Here is a 20,683-nt window from a genome sequence, read left to right as displayed (position 1 = left end):
GGCGGGGGGATTTTTCGGGGAGATTCAGTCGTTTTTCGGGCGCAGCATGTCCGACTGGACGGCGAAACTGTCGGAACGCCCCTCGGCGATGCTTTCGGCGAGCAATTGCCCTTCCTTCATCGCCGCCTCGACCGCGTCGCGGCCGAGCGCCCAGTTGACCTCCATCGTCGAACGCGAAAATTCGAAATCGCGCGCTCCGGTCTGCCAGGCGGGGGGCTGGTGGATCAATTGCACCACATTGAGCGCCTTGCAGTCGACCATCTTTTCGACCGCCTTCACCTCGGGCAGGTCGCGCGCTTCGGGCGGCAGTTTCCTAAGCATCCGGTCGATCAGCCGGTGTTCCTTGCGCCGCCGGACCAGCCCGTCCGAAATGCGCCGCGTGCGGCTCGAAAAACGGATGTCCTTCTCGCGCGACCACGCTTCTTCCAGATCGTGCGGCCGCTCGCCGCGCGCCGGGAACAGGTCGACCTGAAAGACGAGCATGTCCTCTTTCGCGCTCTCGACGACATGTTCGAGCGGAGTATTCGACACGAGCCCGCCGTCCCAATACCACGCGCCGTCGATCTCGACCGGCGGCAGTCCCGGCGGAAGCGCGCCCGACGCCATGATGTGCCGGGCGTCGATCGTGTCGGTGGTCGTATCGAAATAACGGAAATTCCCGGTCTCGACGGCCACGGCGCCGACAGACAGGCGGACCTTGCCATTGTTGAGCCGGTCCCAGTCGACAAGCCGGTCGAGCGTCGCGCCCAGCGGCGCCGTGTCATAGAAGCTGACTGCGGCAGGCGTCTGCTTTTCCGCAAACATCGGCGGCGGGATGCGCGGAACGAAGAATCCCGGCACGCCAAAGGTCGCGACCTGCGCCGCCGCGCCCAGATGCGTCCATTCGCGCAGCAGATCATTGTCGGCGATCGGCAGCGGCGGCAGCGCGGACGACACGCCTTCCCAGAATTGCCGCATCTTGCCAACCGCCTCGTCGCGCGGATTCCCGGCAATGATCGCAGCGTTGACCGCGCCGATCGAGATGCCAGCGACCCAGTCCAGCTCGATGCCGAGATCGATCAGCGCCTCGTAAACCCCAGCCTGAAACGCCCCGAGCGCGCCTCCGCCTTGCAGGACGAGCACGACCAGATCGGGAAGCGGAAGGGAGGCGCGGGCGGCACGGCGGGGCATGGACTCGGACGATCCTTTTCTGCGTTCGGCACCCTCGCCTTTTGTGCACCGCAGCAGGAACAATTGCAAGGCATGTGTCACGGCGCGAAGACCCTTCCAATTGCAACGCGCTGCTGCCACAATCGCCTCCGCACAGACATTTAGCGGCGGGAGAGCCCCATGCGCCTCGACGATTATGATCCCGGCGACGACATTCAGGACCTCGGACGGGGAGGCGGCGGGTTTGGGGGCGGTGGAGGCGGCGGCATGGGCGGCCTGCTCTTCGGTTTGCTGCCGATGCTGCTCGGGCGCCGGATGGGCTGCGGGACGATCCTGCTGCTCGGCGTGGTTGCCTTTTTCCTGCTCGGTCCCGGTCTCAGCATGTTCAGCGGCAGCAGCACGTCCGACCCCGCCGTCGACAGCAGCGGCGCACAGGCGGGCGCGGCGGCGTGCGACACGCAATCCGAACGCTTCGCCTGTCAGGTGTTCAGCTCGACCAACCGTTTCTGGGCCAGCGAAATCAACGGCTATCGCGAACCGGGGCTCCGCTTCTTTACGAAGGAAAACACCTCGGGCTGCGGCGCGGCGCAGTCGGCGATGGGCCCCTTCTATTGCCCCGCCGACCAACGCATCTATCTCGATACCGAATTCTTCAGCGAACTCGCGAACCGCTTCGGCGCTGCGGGCGACGCAGCGCAGGCCTATGTGGTGGCGCACGAGGTCGGCCATCACATCCAGACGATCACAGGAATTTCCGATCAGGTCCGCCGCGCACAGCAACGCGCGTCGCAGGCCGAGGGCAATGCGCTGCAGGTCCGCATGGAACTGCAAGCTGACTGTTACGCCGGTGTGTGGGCGAACCGCGCACGCAACAAGGACGGGCAGACCGTGATGGAGCCGGGCGACATGGAAGAAGCGATGCGCGCCGCCAACGCGATCGGCGACGACACGCTGATGCGCTCGGCGGGCCAGCGCCCCGTCCCCGAAAGCTTCACCCACGGGACGAGCGAGCAGCGCATGACATGGCTGCGCCGCGGGCTGCAAACGGGGGATCCGCGTCAGTGCGACACTTTCAACGCGTCGCTCTGATCGCGGCGGCTGCGCTTTCTGCCGCCCCCGCTGCCGCCGAAACCGTCTATGTCCAGACCGGACGGCTGATCGACGGCCTGTCGAACGAGGTGCGCACCGGTCAGTGTGTCACGATCGTCGACGAGCATATCAAGGCGGTCGGACCATGCGGCAAGGCGCCCGACGGGGCGACAATTGTCGACTGGTCGGCCTATAACGTCCTGCCGGGGCTGATCGATCTCCACACGCATCTCGCCGATCTCGGCCAGAGCGCCGATCTCGCCGCCCCGATGAAGGCCTCGCCCGCCGAGACCGCGCTCGTCGGCGCGCGCAACGCCCGGGTCACGCTGAACGCCGGTTTCACGAGCGTCCGCGACGTCGGCACCTATCGCGGGCTCACCGACGTGGCGCTACGCAACGCGATCGACCGCGGCGACGTCCCGGGGCCGCGCATGTGGGTTGCGGGCGCCTATCTCACGATTCCGAAAGGCGGCGGCGAGCTGAACGGCGTCGTTTCGAACGATCAACTGCCCGCTGACATGCGCCTCGGCGTCGCCGCAACGCCCGAGGAAGCGGCGGAAAAGACGGCATATTTGCTCGACCATGGCGCCGACTTCATCAAGACGATCGCAACCGGCGCCGTCCTCGCGATCGGTACCGAACCCGGCGCGCCCGAACTCACGCCCGAACAGCTTGCCGCGATCGTCAAGGTCGCGCACGCGCGCGGCAAACGCGTCACCGCGCACGCGCACGGTGCGATCGGCATCCAGAACGCGATCAACGCCGGCGTCGACAGCATCGAACATGCCAGCCTTGCCGACGAGGCGACGCTGCAGCTTGCGAAGAAGCACGGCACCTGGCTCGCGATGGACATCTACAACGGCGACTATATCGACGATGAGGGCCAGAAGGAGGGCTGGCCCGAGGAATATTTGCGGAAGAACCGCGAGACGACCGACACCCAGCGCGCGGCCTTCAAACGCGCCGTCGAACTCGGCGTCAACATCGGCTTCGCGACCGACGCGGGTGTCTATCCGCACGGCTTCAACGCCAGGCAGTTCGCCTATATGGTCGAATATGGAATGACCCCGATGCAGGCGATCCAGGCCGCAACCGGCCACGCATCGGAGGAAATGGGCCGCAGCGACGTCGGCGCTATCGTCCCAGGGCGTTACGCCGACATGATCGCGGTGAAGGCCGATCCGCTGAAAGACATAAGGTCGCTCGAAAAGATCGACCATGTGATGAAGGGCGGCGCGTTGGTGCGCTAACGGCCGTTGCGGCAGAGTCCGGTCGTTGGATGAGTATCGGTAGCTAACGACCGGAAGCTGACCCATCCTGCATCGTCACCCTGAACTTGTTTCAGGGTCCATGGTCTGCCGTTTCCTTCGGCGCCGCGCCGGATGCAAGGCCCGGCCATGGATGCTGAAACAAGTTCAGCATGACGAGAATTGAAAGGCTGGAATCCACCCCAAAACCGAACTCCGACGGGCAGTTCAACAACGTAACGGCTTGAACGCACTCACCGCATCGCTAAACCGCGTCCATGCGTACCATGCTCCTCACCAGCGCCATCGCGCTCACCGCCGCCCTTTCCTCCCCCGCGCTTGCTCGCCCGATGACCGAGGTCGACCTCGCGACGATGAAGCGCGTCGCCGCGCCGGCCGCATCCCCCGACGGGCGCTGGGTCGTTTTCCAGCAGACCGATACCGAGAAGGAGAGCTACCAGCGCTCGACCGGGCTCTGGCTGATCGACCGCAATGCGAAGGATGCAAAACCCGTTCGTGTCGCCGACATGCCGGGCAAGAACGAAACCGCGCCCGCCTTCGCGCCCGACGGCAGCCTGTATTTCCTCTCGAACGCGTCGGGCAAGGACCAGATCTGGCGCGTCGACATTGCTGCGGGCGCCACCGCGACGCAGGTCACCGACACCCAGGCCGACGTTTCCGGCTTCAAGATTTCTCCTGACGGCAAGAGGCTGCTCGCATGGGGCGACATTCCGAAGGAATGCACCGACTTCGGCTGCGATGCGAAAGACAAGGGCGCGCTCGTCGGCCCAGGCAGCGGCCGGCTCTACAAGGATGGCACCGGCTTCGTTCGCCACTGGGACGCATGGGAGACCCCGGGCACCTATAGCCGCCCGTTCGTCTTCAATCTCGAAGGCGGCAAGGCCAGCGTCGCGCGCCCGGTCGATGCCGGACTGATCGGCGACAGCCCGTCGAAACCGTTCGGCGGCGGTGAGGAACTCGCGTGGGGCGCAGACAGTCGCACCGTCTTCTTCACGCTGCGCAAGGCCGACCGCCACGAGCCGACCTCGACCAATCTCGATATCTACAGCTGGCTTGTCGACAGCCGGATGATGCCGGTCAACCTGACCGAGAGCAATCAAGCGACCGATACGCTGCCCACCCCCTCGCCCGACGGAAAGTGGCTGGCCTATGCCGCGATGGCGCGTCCCGGCTACGAAGCGGACCGGCAGGTGCTGATGCTGCGCAACCTCGAAAGCGGCGAGACGAAGAAGCTGACCGATGCTTGGGACCGCTCGGTCGACTCGATAAGCTGGGCGGCGGACGGCAAGTCGCTTTTCGTCACCGCTCAGGATGTGCTCGACCATCCGCTGTTCAAGGTCGACGCTGCGACGGGCAAAGTCGAGAAGCTCAAGGCCTCCGCCGAGGCATTCGACGGCACGGTGGGCGATGTCACGGTGCTGCCGGGCGGCGCGCTGCTCTATACGCGCAACAGCGCGCTGCTTCCGACCGACCTCTATGTCCGCGACGCCAAGGGCAAGGTGAAGCAACTCACGGCGGTGAACGCCGCGACGCTTGCCGATTTCGACCCGGTAAAATTCGACCGCATGCAGTTCGCCGGCGCCAACGGTGACAAGGTTTGGGGCATCATCCTGAAGCCCGCGAATGCCACAGCCAAACTGCCGGTCGCCTTCATCGTCCATGGCGGCCCGCAGGGCAGCTTCGGCAACGGCTGGTCGACGCGCTGGAATCCGCGCCTGTTCGCGCAGCAGGGCTATGGCGTCGTCAGCGTCGATTTCCACGGTTCGACCGGTTACGGCCAGGCCTTCACCGACAGCATCAACAAGGATTGGGGCGGCAAGCCGCTCGAAGATCTGAAGCTGGGCTTGGCAGCGGCCGGCAAGCAGGATGCGCAGCTTGACATAGCCAATGCCTGCGCGCTTGGCGCCTCCTACGGCGGATACATGATGAACTGGATCGCCGGCCAGTGGACCGACGGCTTCAAATGTCTCGTCCAGCACGACGGCGTCTTCGACGCGCGCGCGATGGCCTATGAAACTGAGGAGCTGTGGTTCGACGAATGGGAGCATGGCGGCCCCTATTTCGAGGTTCCAGAGGAATATGAGAAATGGAACCCGGTCAATCATGTCGCCAAGTGGAAGACCCCGATGCTGGTCATCACCAGCGAAAAGGACTTCCGAATTCCCTATACGCAGGGTCTCGCCGCCTTCACCGCGCTCCAGCGCCGGAACATTCCGTCGCAACTTCTCGTTTTTCCGGACGAGAATCACTGGGTGCTGAAGGGCGCGAACAGCGTCCAGTGGCACCAGACGGTGTTCAACTGGCTGGGAAGCTATTTGAAGCAGTAAGACTGGGCTCCCTTCTTTCGCCACCCCGGACTTGATCCGGGGTCCATCTTCGCGCGGGTTGGATGGATGCCGGATCAAGTCCGGCATGACGAGTAGTGGGCTTGTTCCCCCTTGCCGCCTTCGCCCCCGGCTGGCAAAGGCGCGCGGCTATGCCGATGGAAAAAACCTTCGATCCCGCCGCTATCGAGGCGAAATGGGCCCATGAATGGGAAAGCCGCGGGCTGTTTCGCCCGCACCGTCCCGACGCCACCCCCTTCACGATCGTCAACCCGCCGCCGAACGTCACCGGCGCGCTCCACATCGGCCATGCGCTCGACAACACGCTGCAGGACGTGCTCGTCCGCTACGAGCGGCTGCGCGGCAAGGATGCGCTGTGGGTTGTCGGCATGGACCATGCCGGCATTGCCACGCAGATGGTCGTCGAACGCCAGCTCGAGGAGCGGCAGGACAAGCGCACCAACTATACGCGCGACGAATTCGTCGAGAAGGTGTGGCAGTGGAAGGCGGAAAGCGGCGGCCAGATCACCGGCCAGCTCCGCCGCCTCGGCTGCTCGATGGACTGGAGCCGCGAACAGTTCACGATGGACCCGCATTTTACGCAGGCCGTCGTCAAGGTTTTCGTCGACCTGCACAAGAAGGGCCTGATCTACCGCGACAAGCGGCTCGTGAACTGGGATCCGAAGCTCAAGACCGCGATCTCGGACCTCGAGGTCGAAACGCACGAGGTCCAGGGCGGCTTCTGGCACTTCAAATATCCGCTCGCCGACGGGGTGAAACTCGACGACGGGCGCGATTATATCGAGGTCGCGACGACGCGCCCCGAAACGATGCTCGCCGACATGGCGGTCGCGGTGCACCCTGACGATGCGCGCTACAGGAGCGTGATCGGCAAGTTTGTCGAGCTGCCGATCACCGGACGCCGGGTGCCGATCGTCGCCGACGAACATGCCGATCCAGATCTTGGGAGCGGCGCGGTGAAGATCACGCCCGGCCATGACTTCAACGACTTCGACGTCGGCAAGCGCGCGGGCTTCAAGCCCGGCGAGATGCTCAACATGCTCGACGGCGACGCCAACGTCATCCAGACGAGCGACGGGTTGATCCCGCAAGAATATCTCGGCCTCCATCGCTTCAAGCGCGACGGCAAGGACGGCGCGCGCGAACTGGTCGTGGCGCGGATGAAGGAACAGGGCTTCCTGATCCCGCATATCGACAAAGACGGCGGCGAGCATGACGCCGAGCCGCGCACGATCCAGACGCCCTTCGGCGACCGCGGCGGCGTGGTCATCGAGCCTTGGTTGACCGACCAATGGTATGTCGACGCCGAAACGCTCGCGCAGCCGCCGATTGCCGCGGTACGCGACGGGCGGATCAACATCGTCCCCAAGACGTGGGAAAAGACCTTCTTCAACTGGATGGAGAATATCCAGCCATGGTGCGTCTCGCGCCAGCTCTGGTGGGGTCACCGGATTCCGGCTTGGTATGGGCCCGCCGTTGTAGATGGAACGCCGAATTATGTCGTTGGCGACGCATCAGTGCAGAATGCTATTTTCGTGGCCGAAAGCTACGATGACGCAGTCCGACAAGCCAAAGCCCACTATCAAGGCGAAGGCATAGAATTTTTTGAAGCCCCAACTGCGGCTGCTGCCTACACAGGAACGGGCGGCAATAGCGCGAGAATTGGTCTCTGGCAGGACCAAGACGTACTCGACACTTGGTTCTCCTCCGCACTCTGGCCTTTCGCGACGCTCGGCTGGCCCGAGAACACCGACCTTCTCAAACGCCACTACCCCAACGACGTTCTTATCTCCGGCTTCGACATCCTCTTTTTCTGGGATGCGCGCATGGCGATGCAGGGGATGGAGTTCATGGGCGATATCCCGTGGAGGACGCTCTACCTCCACGGCCTCGTCCGTGCGCCCGACGGCGCGAAGATGTCGAAGTCGAAGGGCAATGTCGTCGACCCGCTCGGCCTGATCGACCAGTACGGCGCCGACGCGCTCCGCTTTTTCATGGCGGCGATGGAAAGCCAGGGCCGCGACATCAAGATGGATGACGCGCGCCTCGCGGGCTATCGCAATTTCGCGACGAAGCTGTGGAACGCTGCGCGCTTCTGCGAAGCCAATGGCATTGCGGCCTCTACCAGCTTCGAGGCGCCCGCCGCGACGCTGCCGGTCAATCGCTGGATCATCGGCGAGGTCGCGGATACCGTCGCCGCGATGGAAACCGCCTTTGCCGCCTATCGCTTCGACGAGGCCGCGAACGCGATCTACAGCTTCGCGTGGGACCGTTTTTGCGACTGGTATCTCGAACTGATCAAGGGTGCGATCGACGACGAGACCAAGGCCGTTGCCGGTTGGGTACTCGACCAGATCCTCGTCATGCTCCACCCCTTCATGCCCTTCATCACCGAAGAGCTGTGGACGGGCCTTGGCGATCGCGCCGACTATCCGCTGATCACCGCGAAATGGCCGGCGCCGGACGCCGCGCGCAACGCCGATGCCAGCGCCGACATCGACTGGCTGATCAAGCTCGTCAGCGAACTGCGCACCGCGAAAGCCGAACTGGGCCTTCCGCCCGGCGCGCGCCTGACCGCGCATTTTCCTGCGTCGCTGAAGGATCGCACCGACAAGCTGTCAGCCCAGCTTGATCGCCTCGCGCGTCTCGAAGCGATCCGCTTCGACCCCGCCCCCGCGGGCGCATCGGCGCAGCTCGTCGTCGAGGGCGAGACGATCACCGTCCCGCTCGAAGGCGTGATCGACATCGCCGCCGAACGCGACCGCCTGACCAAGGCGCTCGCCGCCGCGACGAAGGAACGCGACGGCCTCGCCGGGCGCCTGAACAACCCGTCTTTCGTCGAACGCGCGAAACCCGAAGCCGTCGAGAAGGCCCGCATGGACCACGCCGCGAAAGAAGCCGAGGCCGACCGCCTGACCGCCGCACTGGCGCGTCTGGGGTGACCGACGGCGAAACGCCCGCCACGCCGACACCCGTCGCGGCGGCTGCCGATCCTGCGGCCAGCCCGGTCCCGCCGCGCCAGACTGCGCGCGGCGGCGGGCGGATGGACCTGACCCACGGGCCCATCGCCAAAACGCTGATCCTCTTCGCGCTGCCGACGCTCGCGTCGAACATTCTCCAGACCCTGTCGGGGTCGGTGAACTCGATCTGGGTCGGGCAATTTCTCGGCGAAAGCGCGCTTGCTGCGACGGCCAATGCGAACATCATCATGTTCCTCATGTTCGGTGCCTTCTTCGGCTTCGGCATGGCCGCGACGGTCCTCATCGGCCAGTCGATCGGGCGCGGCGACATCGACGCCGCCCGGCGCGCCAGCGGCGCCGCGATCGGACTTGCGGTTGCTTTCTCGCTCGTCATCGCCGTGATCGGCTGGTTCGCGTCCGATCGCATCCTGCGCTGGCTCGAAACCCCGCCCGAGGCCTTCACGCTCGCGCACGACTATCTGCGGGTGACCTTCATCGCGGTGCCGGCAAGCATGTTGATGGTCATGCTCTCGATGGCCTCGCGCGGCGCAGGGGATGCCGTGACGCCGCTGCGCTTCATGATCCTGACCGTTGTCCTCGACATCGTGCTGAACCCAATGCTGATCCTCGGGATCGGGCCCTTGCCCCGCCTCGGCATCGCTGGCAGCGCGCTCGCGACCGCCATCGCCGGAACGATCAGCCTGATCGCGATGATCGGCTGGTTCTATGCGAGGAACCATGTGCTGCGGCTCAGCGGCCGCGAATTCGCCTATCTTCTTCCCAACTGGCGCGAGCTCGGATTCATTGTCGGGCGCGGCCTGCCGATGGGCGCGCAGATGCTCGTCATTTCAGGCGCCGGGCTGATCATGGTCGGGCTCGTCAACCGCGAGGGGCTCATTACCGCTGCTGCCTATGGTGCAACGCTTCAGCTCTGGAACTATGTCCAGATGCCCGCGCTCGCGGTCGGGGCGGCCGTCAGCTCGATGGCGGCGCAGAATATCGGTGCGCAGCGCTGGGACCGCGTCAGCGGGGTCACCAACAGCGGCATCGCGATCAACCTGACGATGACGGGCGTGCTCATCGCGCTGCTTCTGCTGTTCGACCGCGCAGCCCTGTCGCTATTCCTTGGCAGCGGCAGCGAGGCGATCGATGTCGCACGCAACATCCAATATATCGCGACATGGACCTTCCTGCCCTTCGGCACGACGATCGTGCTGATCAGCACGCTCCGCGCCAATGGATCGGTCGTCCCGCCGCTGATTATTCTGTTCCTGTCGATGTTCCCGATCCGCCTCGGCATCTACTACTTCGGCTATCCGATCATCGGCAGCGACATATTGTGGTGGAGCTTCCCTCTCTCTTCGCTCGCGTCGTTGGCGATGGCATGGATAGTTTACAAGCGCGGAAACTGGCGCCGGACGTTGACCCGGCCCGACTTGTCCTGAGCTTTCCCGGATCCAAAGCCTTTTTCTTCGACCAAAGCACCCACCCCTTCGACTGGCGGCCCGGCGTCTGCTAGCGTCGGCGCGATGACCGACGCTAAAGCAGCCCCGATGAACATGACCATCCGCAAAGAGGCGCTGCGCGACCAGCGGGCGAAGATGCTGGCCGCGGCGCCCGATTGGCGCGCCTCCGACGCCCGCGTCAACCCGCGCGTCGCGATCGGCTCGATACTCGCCATGTGGTTCCTCTATTTCCTGATCACTACCGGCCTCGGCATCCTCGCCGGCGCCGAGCAGTGGGAATATGCCGGCCGCCGCGCCCTTGTCGTCGTCGCGGGCATCCTCTGCACCTTCGTGCTTTACCAGCTTATCCAGCGCGTCCAGCCGCGCGGTTTCGGGGCGCGGCTCGCCGTCGCGCTGGGCGCGGCGGTTCCGCTCGTCGCCGTCTATGCAACCATCAACCTGCTTGTCTTCTTCTACTGGTTTCCCGGCACCGACGCCGAAAAGATCATCGCCGAAGTGCAATCCAAATTCCCTATATCGTGGGAAACAGTGCTGATCCTCGACAGCTCGATCCGCTGGTATTTCTTCTTCGCGGTCTGGGCGGCGCTTTATGTCGCCTTCGGATATGCCAACGAGATGCGCGCGGTCGAACGTCGCGCGAACCATTTCCGCATCGAGGCGCAAGCGGCTCAGCTCCGCGCGCTGCACTATCAGGTCAATCCGCACTTCCTGTTCAACACGCTGAATTCGCTGTCGACGCTCGTCCTCAAAGGATCGAAGAGCGAGGCCGAGACGATGATCATGAACCTGTCGTCCTTCCTCCGCTCGAGCCTTGCCGTCGACCCCGAACAGCTCGTCAGCCTCGACGAGGAAATCGCGCTCCAGCGCCTCTACCTCGATATCGAGCAAGTTCGCTTCCCCGACCGGCTGCATGTCGAGGTGACGATGCCGAACGAGCTCGAAAACGCCTGCGTCCCGGTGCTGATCCTGCAACCGATCATCGAAAATGCGATCAAATATGGCGTCGCCCCCAGCAAGGGAACGATCGCAATCCGTCTGACCGCGAGCAGCGAATATGGCTTGCTGGTGCTGCGGATCGAAAACGACATCGACCCGAAGGCGCCGATCCCCGCCCCCGGCACTGGCCTCGGCCTAGGCAACGTCCGCGAACGGCTGCTGACGCGCTACGGCCCCAGCGCAGGATGCGAATGGGGCCGGTCCGACACCGGTGGCTTCTTCGTATCCTTGTGGCTCCCCCTGGCACGAGAGAGGTGCTGACATGCTCCAGACGCTTCGGACCCTGATTGTCGACGACGAACCGCTCGCAATCGAACGGTTGCAGATTCTCGCAGGTCAGCAAGACGGCGTCTCGCTTGTCGGGACGGCGAGCGACGGCGCCTCCGCGCTGCGCATGGTCGACGCCCTCGCGCCCGACCTGGTACTCTGCGATATTGCGATGCCCGATCTCGACGGGTTGCAGGTCGCCGCTGCCATCGACAAGCTCGACAATCCGCCCGCCGTGGTCTTCGTCACCGCGTTCGATCGCTACGCGGTCGCCGCCTTTGACGTCGCCGCGGTCGACTATCTGCTGAAACCGGTCTCGCCCGACCGGCTTGGTCGGGCGCTGACGCGAGTTCGCGAATGGCGCGCCAGCGAGCGCGCTCCTGCGCCGAAAAGCAAGTGGATCAGCGAGTTCTGGGTCCAGAACCGCGGCGAGATGCTGCGCATCGATGCAGCCCAGGTCGACCTGATCGAGGCCGAGCGCGATTATATGCGCCTCCACGTCGGCGGGCGCAGCTGGCTGATCCATCAGACGATCAAATCACTCGAAGCGCGCATGAACCCCGACCAGTTCATGCGCATCCACCGGTCGAAGATGATCCGCCGCGAAGGCATCGTCGGGCTGAAACACCACGGCGACGGCGCTTGGAGTGTCGATCTGGGCGAAGGAGGCGTGCACCGCATCGGCCGCACCTATCTTCATGACGTAAAGGCGATCATGCACGGAGCATGATCGCCTTCTTCGGCGGCCGCCACCTGCTTCAGGACGGCCGCGTCACCGGATGTCGTCAGGGAGCAGCGACGACGGGCGGCTTGTCGCTCGCGAACTTGGCGGTGCTGCCGTTCAACAAGGCCGCGAGCTGCGGTTCGATGCTGCGCTTGGCCTGCGCCATGCAATCCTGCGCGACCGCGCGCTGGCGCAAGGTGAGACGGCCGCTGTCGGTGCACATCGCGCGGATCGCGGTGCGAACCCGTGTGTCGAGCCGATCGCGACCGGCGGTGGTCGAAAGATTAAGGTCGTCGTGGCGGACGGCGACTTGCGGCGCATCGCTGTCCTGCGCCACGGCGGGAGCTGCTGCGCCACAGATGGCGATGGCCGCCATCGTGATCAGGGTGGATTTCAACATGGGGAGTCCTCTCATCTGGGGGGATGATGCGGGACACGAGCTGATCCGAAACCGGGGAAGACCGGATCCTCCCGCATCCCGCGAGCCTTGGATGCCCGCTTTGCCAAGGCCACGCACGTCGGGTTCGACGGGGCCGGTCGTGCGGTCGATGTGGAGACGAAAGGCGTTCCCGCATCGACCAATGGCCGAAAGCTTGCAACGAAGCTGTCATCATGGCCTTCTTCGGCCATGGCAGGGAAACGTCGACCTCCTTCGAGTCGCGACCGGCTGGGCTATCGCCTGGCATTCGGGCTGATCGTCGTCGTCGCCGGGCTGGGCGCCGGCGCGTTACTGGCCTTCATCGTCATCGGCCAGGGGCTGGGCGGCAAGGGGGCGGGCTCGGAGTCCTTTGCCGAGCTCAGCGCCAACCCCAAGGCGGCGGTCGCCGATGCGACCTCGGCGCCGCCATGCCTCGAATGCGCCGACAGCTATGGTGTGGGTGCGCGGCTGAGGGCGGAACGCGTAAGTCGGCTCAGCGAGCCGTTCCGCCGGCTCGGCGAGGTCAACGAAGGCGCCGTCCCCTCACCGCCAGAGGGGACGGATGGCGACTACCGCTATGGTGGTCGTTTTCCCGATTTGCCGCGGCCGGCGATGGTGATCCCCGTCGCGCTGCCGCCGGTGGCGGAGGCTGGACCGCCCCCCGACGGACAACGAAAAGGCCCCGACGCAACGCCGGAGCCTTCAGAAAATCGCGATTAGGAAACACAAGGCCTATTTGGGCTTGGATTCCGGATGCGCGCAGCGCGTCTTGTCGCCGGCCTTGCAGGCCGCGACGTCGGCTTCCCATTGGATCCGTTCTTCGGCGGACATGGCGGCGACCCGCGCCTTTTCCGCTTCATAAGCCGAGGTTTCCTCAAGGAAGGTCGACTGCGCGGCGGCCTCCTGCTGCGCGTTAGCCGCGACACGGGCGTTGTAGGCGTCGGTTTCCGCCTGCGCCTTCGCCAGCTGGTCCGCATTCAGCTTCGCGGTATTGGCCTTTTCCTCCGCAGTCGTGCCGTCTGGATTTTTCTGCCACGCGGCTGCCTGTCCTGCCGCCAGCAGCGCCATGGCCGCTGTTGCCGTGAAAATCGTCCTGATCATCGAAGCTCTCCTTCCATCAAGGCACCTGTGCGTCCAACGTCTTGCGGCAAATCCCGTTCCCGGCACATCATTTGACGCCGGGTCCGGTAGCGGCCATGCTGACGACATTGTCCATGTCCGAACGGCGGAACATTTGCCAGCCTCAACCCGTCACCCCATCAATCGCGCGGTCTTTTTTGTTCCGCTGGCGACCCTTTCTGCGGCGCTCGTCCTCAGCCTCTGGCAGGGCACGCGTTTCGTCGCGGCTGAGGCTGCGGCCAACGACTGGATACTGGAGCATTTCGGCCCGCTCTTCGCGGGTGCCGGTCTGGCTTTTCTGGCTCTTCTCGCGCTGGCAGCGCTGTCGCCATTCGGCCAGACGATCATCGGCGGAGCGGGCGCCAAGCCGCTGCTCGGGCGCTGGCGCTGGTTCGCGGTGATGCTCTGCACGACGATCGCGACCGGTATCCTCTTCTGGGGGGCGGCCGAGCCGCTGTTCCATCTCAACGCGCCGCCTCCGATGCTGGGAATGGAACCGGGCAGCGATGCTGCCGCGACCTTCGCCATGTCGACGATGTTCCTGCACTGGACGTTAACGCCCTACGCAATCTACACCGTCGCGGCGCTCGCCTTCGCGCTTGTCTATTATAACCGCGGCGAGCCGTTCAGCCTGTCTTCGCTGTTCGTCCCGCTGCTCGGCAATCGCGCGCACGGACCGGTTGGCACGGGCATCGACATCGTCTGCCTATATGCGCTCGTCGCCGGAATGGCAGCGTCGATGGGCGCCGGAATCCTGGCGCTGGCAGGCGGCGTGGAGAATCTGGGCCATTTCAGCGGTGGAATGCCGCTCAAATGGGGAATTGCGGCGCTGATCGTCGCGAGTTTTCTGATCTCGGCTGCGATGGGGTTGCAAAAGGGCATCGCCGGCCTGTCGGTGCTGAACACCTGGCTGTTCTTCGCGATCATCGCCTTCGCACTCGTCGCTGGCCCGACCGCCAAGATGTTCGGCCTGTCGCTGCGCGCCACGGGCGAATATTTCACCACCTTCATTCCCCGCAATCTCGGCCTCGACGTCGACGGCGCGTGGAGCCGGCAGTGGACGATTTTCTATTGGGGCAACTGGTTCGCCTGGGCGCCGGTCACCGCGCTCTTCCTCGGACGGCTGGCCATCGGTTACAGCGTGCGCGAGTTCATACTGATGAATCTCGTCCTGCCATCGCTGTTCGGCGCGCTGTGGATGACCGCCATCGCAGGCTCGGCCATCGTCATCGACCAGCAGAGCGGCGCCAGCCTCTATTCGGTGATCGCGGCGAAGGGCCCGGACTCGGTTCTCTTCCGCCTGTTCGACGCGCTCGGCGGCGGCCCAGCTGCGACGGGGCTCATTCTTTTCACCATCTTCCTGTCCTATGTCGCGGGCGCCGACGCCAATGTTTCGGCGATGAGTGCGCTTTCGACCCGCGGCATCACCCCCGACGCGCCCGAAGCGCCGATGGGCGTGCAAAGCGTGTGGGGAATTGCGGTCGGGCTCGTCGCGATCGTTCTCGTCGCGGGCTCGGGGCTCGACGGCATCCGCATGATGTCGGTGCTGGGCGGCTTTCCCGCGCTGTTCGTCATCATCGGCGCGGCGCTGTCGCTCACGGTGATGCTGGTACGGGGGCGACCGGCGGTCGCCCCCGTCGTCTCCGGCTGATCACCAGATGCGCGTGCGCGCCTCGGGTTTCAGATAATATTTATTGTCGGGCGTGACGTTGAACGCCTTGTACCAGGCATCGACGTTGCGCACCGGGCCGATGATCCGCCAGCGCGCCGGGGCGTGCTCGTCGCTTGCGACCTGCTGCTTGATCGAATCCTCGCGTGCCTTGTCGCGCCACGCCTGCGCAAAGGCGAGGAAGAAGCGCTGGTCGCCGGTCAGACCGTCGATCACCGGCGCCTCCTTGCCGCCCAGCGAGCGGTGGTAGGCGTCATAGGCAATCTCCAGCCCCGCGAGATCGGCGATATTCTCACCCATCGTCAGGTCGGGATTGATGAAGGCGCCGGGCGCCGCCTCAAAGGTCGCGTATTGCGCACCAAACGCCTTCGCCTGCGCCTCGAAGCGCGCCGCGTCTGCCGCGGTCCACCAGTCGCGCACCGCGCCATTGGCGTCGATCTTGCGCCCCTGATCATCGAAGCCATGCGAGATCTCGTGGCCGATAACGGCGCCGATCGCGCCATAGTTGACTGCATCGTCGACGCTCTCGCTGAAGTAAGGCGCCTGCAGTATGCCGGCCGGGAACACGATCTTGTTCTCGAGGCCGCCGTTGTAGGCGTTTACCTCCTGCGGGTTCATCGACCATTTCTTGCGATCGACGGGCTTGTTCAGGTCTGACAGCGAATAGGCATATTCGAACGCCGCGCTGCGCTTCACATTGCCATAGAGGTCGGTCGGATCGATCTTGAGCCCCGAATAGTCGCGCCATTTGTCGGGATAGCCAACCATGACGTCCATCTTCGCCAGCTTGTCGAGCGCCGCCGCCTTGGTCTCGGGCGCCATCCAGCTGTTGCTGCGGATGCGATCGCCCATCGCGAGCTTCAGATTCGCGACCAGCGCTTCCATCTTCGCTTTCGCGCTCGCCGGGAAATATTGCCTCGCATAGGTTTCGCCGACCAGTTCGCCGAGGCTGCCGTCGACCAGCGTCAGCCCGCGTTTCCAGCGCGGACGCAGTTCGCCGACGCCGCTCAGCACTTTGGTATATTCGAAGCGGCTGTCGACGAATGCCTTGGAAAGATAGGGCGCCGCATTGTCGGCGATGTGGAATTGCTGCCACAGCTTGATCGTGTCGAGCGGCGTCCTTGCATAGAGCGCCGCAATGTCGCGCACCGCCGTATTCTCGTTGACGATGATCCGCTTCTGCGGCCCGATGCCGGCGCCTTCCAACCAGGCCTTCCAGTCGAGTCCCGGAGCAAAGGCCGCGAGTTCGTCCGACGACATCGGATTGTTGATCTTGCCGATGTCGCGGCGGTCGGCGATCGCCCAGCTTACCTTCGCGATCTCGGTTTCGAACGCCATGATCGCATCCGCCGCCTTCTCGGGCGCGCCATTGCCGACCATCTTCATCGTTCGCACGATATAGGCGCGATAGGCATCGCGCTGAGTCTTGAAACTGTCGTTCAGATAATAGTCGCGTTCGGGAAGCCCCAGCCCCGCCTGGCCGAGCCACAGGACGTTCACCGTCGGATCGTTTGTGTCGGCATAGGGGCCGCCGGAGACGATCGTCGCGCCAAACGTCCCCTGCGTCGAGCCCATGAAGCGCGCCATCGCGCTCTTGTCCTTGATCGCCGCAACAGCATCGACGTCGGCCATCAGTGGCCTGGCGCCCAGCGCGTCGACCCGCTTCTCGTCCATGAAGCTCTGGTATAGGCCGCCGACCTGCGACGTCGCGGGAGCTCCAGTGACAAGCTGTCCGAGCTGGCGCTGCGTCAGGTTGTAAACATCATAGTCGACACCCGCCGACGCCTGATCGGCCGGGATCTCGGTGCGCGCAAACCAGCCGCCGTTCGCATATCTGTCGAAGTCGTCCCCGGGTTTCACATTGGTGTCGCGCGCGGCAAGGTCGACGCCCCATGTCCCGAAGGTCAGCGCCTTCAGCGACGCATCGCCCTTCACCGCGGCGTCCCCTTCGCCATCAGCCTTGGCGACCAGCGTCGCGGACATTGTGTTGTCACTCGCCATTGCAGGCGCCGCAGCCAAGGCGGCCGCGATCGCCAGCCCTGCGGCGCTCGTTAGAAAGCTTTTCATTACCCCGTCTCCTGATTGTTCTGCACCGCCGGGTCGAGGCGGCGCGAATGGCCATTCTTGTCCGCCTGCGACGTCACGGGGTCAAGCAAGCCGCCCGGCATTGGTCGAAGCCTTTGGCATGTTGGTGGAATGCCACCGCATTGCGGTGCGGCGCCGGGCCTCCTATCTTACCGGCGAACCGGTGCGGAACCGCCTCTTGCGCCAATAGAACAAATCTGGAACATACCCCTCCCATGAGTCTCACCCATATTTCGGTGCGCGGCGCGCGCGAGCATAATCTTAAGGGCGTCGACGTCGACCTGCCGCGTGACAGCCTGATCGTGATCACCGGCCTGTCGGGCTCGGGCAAATCGAGCCTCGCCTTCGACACCATCTATGCCGAGGGTCAGAGGCGCTATGTCGAGAGCCTGTCGGCCTATGCCCGCCAGTTCCTCGAGATGATGCAGAAGCCCGACGTCGAGCATATCGACGGGCTGTCGCCGGCGATCAGCATCGAGCAGAAGACGACGAGCCGAAACCCGCGCTCGACGGTTGCGACTGTCACCGAGATCTACGACTATATGCGCCTGCTATGGGCGCGCGTCGGCATCCCCTATTCGCCCGTTACCGGCGAGCCGATTTCGGCGCAGAATGTGAGCCAGATGGTCGACCGGGTGATGGAGCTGCCCGAGGGCACGCGCGCCTATCTGCTCGCGCCGGTCGTGCGCGGGCGGAAGGGCGAGTATCGCAAGGAGCTGGCGCAGTGGCAGAAGGAAGGCTTCACCCGCGTCCGCATCGACGGCGAGTTCTACGAGATCGAGGACGCGCCGGCGCTAGACAAGAAGTACAAGCATGACATCGAGGTCGTGGTCGACCGCATCGTGGTGCGCGAGGGGATCGAGACGCGGCTTGCCGACAGTTTCGAGACGGCGCTGAAACTTGCCGAAGGTGTCGCGTATGTCGACATGGCCGACGGGCCGGTGCCGGGGCGCGAGGAGGAAGATGCCGGGGGGGCGATGAAGGGCGCGGGAATACCGGCCAACCGCTTGATATTCAGCGAGAAATTCTCCTGCCCCGTGTCGGGCTTCACGATTGCGGAGATCGAGCCGCGGCTGTTCAGCTTCAACGCGCCGCAGGGCGCCTGCCCGGCGTGCGATGGCCTGGGCGAGCGGCTGGAGTTCGACACCGACCTGGTCGTCCCCAACCATGCGCTGAGCCTGAAGAAGGGCGCGGTCGTGCCGTGGGCGAAATCGAACCCGCCCTCGCCCTATTATATGCAAGTGCTTGAAAGCCTGGGCAAAGCCTATGACTTCAGCCTCGACACACCGTGGCAGGACCTGCCCGGCGCGGTGCAGCAGATCATCCTCTTCGGCACCGGCGGGATGCCGGTCGAGCTGACCTTCAAGGACGGCAAGCGCACCTATACGACGCACAAGGCGTTCGAAGGTGTCATCGGCAACCTCAACCGCCGGATGCTGCAGACCGAGAGCGCGTGGATGCGCGAGGAGCTGGGCAAGTACCAGACCGCGCAGCCGTGCGAAACGTGCCACGGCGCGCGGCTGCGCCCCGAACCGCTGGCGGTGAAGATCGCGGGCGAGAATATCAGCATGTCGGCGCAGCGCTCGGTTGCCGACGCGCTCGCGTGGTTCAGCACGCTCGACGAGAAGCTGAACGAGACGCAGCGGCAGATCGCGAAGGCGATTCTGAAGGAAATCAACGAGCGGCTCGGCTTCCTCAACAATGTCGGGCTCGACTATCTCAACCTCAACCGCACGTCGGGCACCTTGAGCGGCGGCGAAAGCCAGCGCATCCGCCTCGCCAGCCAGATCGGCAGCGGCCTGTCGGGCGTCCTCTACGTGCTCGACGAACCGAGCATCGGCCTGCACCAGCGCGACAACGACCGGCTGCTCGCGACGCTCAAGCGCCTCCGCGACCTCGGCAACACGGTGATCGTCGTCGAACATGACGAGGACGCGATCCGCCACGCCGACTATGTCGTCGACATGGGCCCCGGCGCGGGCGTCCACGGCGGCGAGATCGTCGCCGAGGGGACGCTGAAGCAGGTGCTGGCGAACAAGAAGAGCCTGACCGCGGCGTATCTGACCGGCGCGAAGAAGATCGAGGTGCCGACGCGCCGCCGCCCCGGCAACGGCTTCGACCTGGTGCTGAAGGGCGCGCGCGCAAACAATCTTCAGAATGTCACCGCGACGATCCCGCTCGGCACCTTCACCTGCGTCACCGGCCTGTCGGGGTCGGGCAAGTCGAGCCTTGTCATCGACACGCTCTACGCCAGCGCGGCGCGGACGCTGAACGGCGCGCGGCTGGTCGCGGGGCCGCACGACAGCCTGACCGGGCTCGAACATTGCGACAAGGTGATCGACATCGACCAGTCGCCGATCGGCCGCACCCCGCGGTCGAACCCCGCCACTTATACCGGCGCCTTCACGGTGATCCGCGACTGGTTCGCGGGGCTGCCCGAGGCGCAGGCGCGCGGGTACAAGCCCGGGCGCTTCAGCTTCAACGTCAAGGGCGGGCGCTGCGAGACCTGCACCGGCGACGGGCTCATCAAGATCGAGATGCACTTCCTGCCCGACGTCTATGTGACGTGCGAGACGTGCCACGGCAAACGCTACAACCGCGAAACGCTAGAGGTGAAGTTCAAGGGGATGAGCATCGCCGACGTGCTCGACATGACGGTCGAGGATGCCGCGGAGTTCTTCAAGGCGGTGCCCGCGATCCGCGACAAGATGGAAATGCTCGTCCGCGTGGGGCTCGGCTATATCAAGGTCGGGCAGCAGGCGACGACCTTGTCGGGCGGCGAGGCGCAGCGGGTGAAGCTGGCGAAGGAGCTGTCGCGGCGTTCGACCGGGCAGACGCTCTACATCCTCGACGAGCCGACCACCGGGCTGCATTTCGAGGATGTGCGCAAGCTGCTCGAAGTGCTGCAGGCGCTGGTCGAGCAGGGCAACAGCGTGATCGTGATCGAGCATAATCTCGACGTCATCAAGACTGCCGACTATATCCTCGACCTTGGCCCCGAGGGCGGCGTCAAGGGCGGCGAGATCGTTGCCGCGGGGACCCCCGAGCAGGTGGTGAAAGAACCGCGCAGCTACACCGGGCAATATCTTGCACCGATGCTGGCGGCGGGCTAAGGGGCGGGGACGCTC

The 20,683-nt window shown here is 64.8% G+C and carries 14 protein-coding genes; 10 read left to right on the top strand and 4 right to left on the bottom strand.

Going from position 1 to position 20,683, the window contains the following annotated elements; genetic code table 11:
• Window positions 1-24: 24 nt before the first annotated feature.
• The gene (locus tag ATE64_RS11765; RefSeq protein WP_058456120.1) at window positions 25-1,170 is read right to left on the bottom strand and encodes a patatin-like phospholipase family protein; all 1,146 of its coding nucleotides are present in this window, start codon (window positions 1,168-1,170) and stop codon (window positions 25-27) included.
• A 159-nt stretch (window positions 1,171-1,329) separates the two neighbouring features.
• Here ATE64_RS11765 and ATE64_RS11760 point away from each other — a divergent pair, with 159 nt between their 5' ends.
• The 7 genes from ATE64_RS11760 to ATE64_RS11730 all read left to right on the top strand — a co-directional run bounded on the left by ATE64_RS11760 (window position 1,330) and on the right by ATE64_RS11730 (window position 12,270).
• Window positions 1,330-2,238 carry a neutral zinc metallopeptidase gene (locus ATE64_RS11760; RefSeq protein ID WP_058456119.1) on the top strand — a complete coding sequence of 303 codons (909 nt, stop codon included), beginning with the start codon at window positions 1,330-1,332 and terminating at the stop codon, window positions 2,236-2,238.
• A complete protein-coding gene (locus ATE64_RS11755; RefSeq protein ID WP_231729133.1) occupies window positions 2,211-3,488 on the top strand; it encodes an amidohydrolase family protein in 1,278 nt (425 codons plus the stop codon). Before ATE64_RS11760 ends, ATE64_RS11755 begins: the two co-directional genes overlap by 28 nt.
• Window positions 3,489-3,763: 275 nt before the next feature.
• A complete protein-coding gene (locus ATE64_RS11750) occupies window positions 3,764-5,833 on the top strand; it encodes a S9 family peptidase (RefSeq protein ID WP_058456117.1) in 2,070 nt (689 codons plus the stop codon).
• Between the two features lie 149 nt (window positions 5,834-5,982).
• Complete coding sequence (locus ATE64_RS11745; protein ID WP_058456116.1) at window positions 5,983-8,793, top strand: valine--tRNA ligase; 2,811 nt, start codon at window positions 5,983-5,985, stop codon at window positions 8,791-8,793.
• A complete protein-coding gene (locus ATE64_RS11740; protein WP_231729132.1) occupies window positions 8,790-10,256 on the top strand; it encodes an MATE family efflux transporter in 1,467 nt (488 codons plus the stop codon). Before ATE64_RS11745 ends, ATE64_RS11740 begins: the two co-directional genes overlap by 4 nt.
• A 108-nt stretch (window positions 10,257-10,364) precedes the next feature.
• A complete protein-coding gene (locus ATE64_RS11735; RefSeq protein WP_058456115.1) occupies window positions 10,365-11,534 on the top strand; it encodes a histidine kinase in 1,170 nt (389 codons plus the stop codon).
• A 1-nt stretch (window position 11,535) separates the two neighbouring features.
• On the top strand, window positions 11,536-12,270 hold the full coding sequence (locus ATE64_RS11730) for a response regulator transcription factor (RefSeq protein ID WP_058456114.1): 735 nt from the start codon (window positions 11,536-11,538) through the stop codon (window positions 12,268-12,270).
• 55 nt (window positions 12,271-12,325) lie between these two features.
• Here ATE64_RS11730 and ATE64_RS11725 read toward each other — a convergent pair whose 3' ends face one another.
• Window positions 12,326-12,664: a UrcA family protein gene (locus ATE64_RS11725; protein ID WP_058456113.1), complete on the bottom strand. Its 339-nt coding sequence runs from the start codon at window positions 12,662-12,664 to the stop codon at window positions 12,326-12,328.
• A gap of 87 nt (window positions 12,665-12,751) precedes the next feature.
• On the opposite strand from ATE64_RS11725, the gene ATE64_RS11720 reads away from it, so the two are divergent.
• The gene (locus ATE64_RS11720; protein ID WP_058456112.1) at window positions 12,752-13,402 is read left to right on the top strand and encodes a hypothetical protein; all 651 of its coding nucleotides are present in this window, start codon (window positions 12,752-12,754) and stop codon (window positions 13,400-13,402) included.
• Window positions 13,403-13,414: 12 nt separating this feature from the next.
• Here the strand turns inward: ATE64_RS11720 and ATE64_RS11715 are convergent, their stop codons facing one another.
• Window positions 13,415-13,750: a hypothetical protein gene (locus tag ATE64_RS11715; protein WP_058800330.1), complete on the bottom strand. Its 336-nt coding sequence runs from the start codon at window positions 13,748-13,750 to the stop codon at window positions 13,415-13,417.
• 166 nt (window positions 13,751-13,916) lie between these two features.
• Here ATE64_RS11715 and ATE64_RS11710 point away from each other — a divergent pair, with 166 nt between their 5' ends.
• Window positions 13,917-15,452 carry a BCCT family transporter gene (locus ATE64_RS11710; protein ID WP_231729131.1) on the top strand — a complete coding sequence of 512 codons (1,536 nt, stop codon included), beginning with the start codon at window positions 13,917-13,919 and terminating at the stop codon, window positions 15,450-15,452.
• On the opposite strand, the gene ATE64_RS11705 is transcribed toward ATE64_RS11710, so the two are convergent.
• Window positions 15,453-17,537 carry a M13 family metallopeptidase gene (locus tag ATE64_RS11705; RefSeq protein WP_058456110.1) on the bottom strand — a complete coding sequence of 695 codons (2,085 nt, stop codon included), beginning with the start codon at window positions 17,535-17,537 and terminating at the stop codon, window positions 15,453-15,455. It lies immediately after the preceding gene.
• A 233-nt stretch (window positions 17,538-17,770) separates the two neighbouring features.
• On the opposite strand from ATE64_RS11705, the gene uvrA reads away from it, so the two are divergent.
• Complete coding sequence (gene uvrA / locus ATE64_RS11700) at window positions 17,771-20,668, top strand: excinuclease ABC subunit UvrA (protein WP_058456109.1); 2,898 nt, start codon at window positions 17,771-17,773, stop codon at window positions 20,666-20,668.
• Window positions 20,669-20,683: the final 15 nt, after the last annotated feature.

Origin of the sequence: Sphingopyxis sp. H073, from assembly GCF_001468395.1 — a bacterium.
GTDB lineage: Bacteria > Pseudomonadota > Alphaproteobacteria > Sphingomonadales > Sphingomonadaceae > Sphingopyxis.
Note: the sequence above shows the minus strand (reverse complement) of the source record. Positions and strands in the feature narration are given on the sequence as shown.

Excerpts from the sequence above, each read along its gene's own strand:
- ATE64_RS11735 (WP_058456115.1), top strand. The coding sequence starts at position 10,365 with ATGAACATGACCATCCGCAAAGAGGCGCTGCGCGACCAGCGGGCGAAG.
- ATE64_RS11715 (WP_058800330.1), bottom strand. The coding sequence starts at position 13,750 with ATGGCGCTGCTGGCGGCAGGACAGGCAGCCGCGTGGCAGAAAAATCCA.
- ATE64_RS11750 (WP_058456117.1), top strand. The coding sequence starts at position 3,764 with ATGCGTACCATGCTCCTCACCAGCGCCATCGCGCTCACCGCCGCCCTT.
- ATE64_RS11725 (WP_058456113.1), bottom strand. The coding sequence starts at position 12,664 with ATGTTGAAATCCACCCTGATCACGATGGCGGCCATCGCCATCTGTGGC.
- ATE64_RS11745 (WP_058456116.1), top strand. The coding sequence starts at position 5,983 with ATGCCGATGGAAAAAACCTTCGATCCCGCCGCTATCGAGGCGAAATGG.
- ATE64_RS11730 (WP_058456114.1), top strand. The coding sequence starts at position 11,536 with ATGCTCCAGACGCTTCGGACCCTGATTGTCGACGACGAACCGCTCGCA.
- ATE64_RS11705 (WP_058456110.1), bottom strand. The coding sequence starts at position 17,537 with ATGAAAAGCTTTCTAACGAGCGCCGCAGGGCTGGCGATCGCGGCCGCC.
- ATE64_RS11760 (WP_058456119.1), top strand. The coding sequence starts at position 1,330 with ATGCGCCTCGACGATTATGATCCCGGCGACGACATTCAGGACCTCGGA.
- uvrA (WP_058456109.1), top strand. The coding sequence starts at position 17,771 with ATGAGTCTCACCCATATTTCGGTGCGCGGCGCGCGCGAGCATAATCTT.
- ATE64_RS11765 (WP_058456120.1), bottom strand. The coding sequence starts at position 1,170 with ATGCCCCGCCGTGCCGCCCGCGCCTCCCTTCCGCTTCCCGATCTGGTC.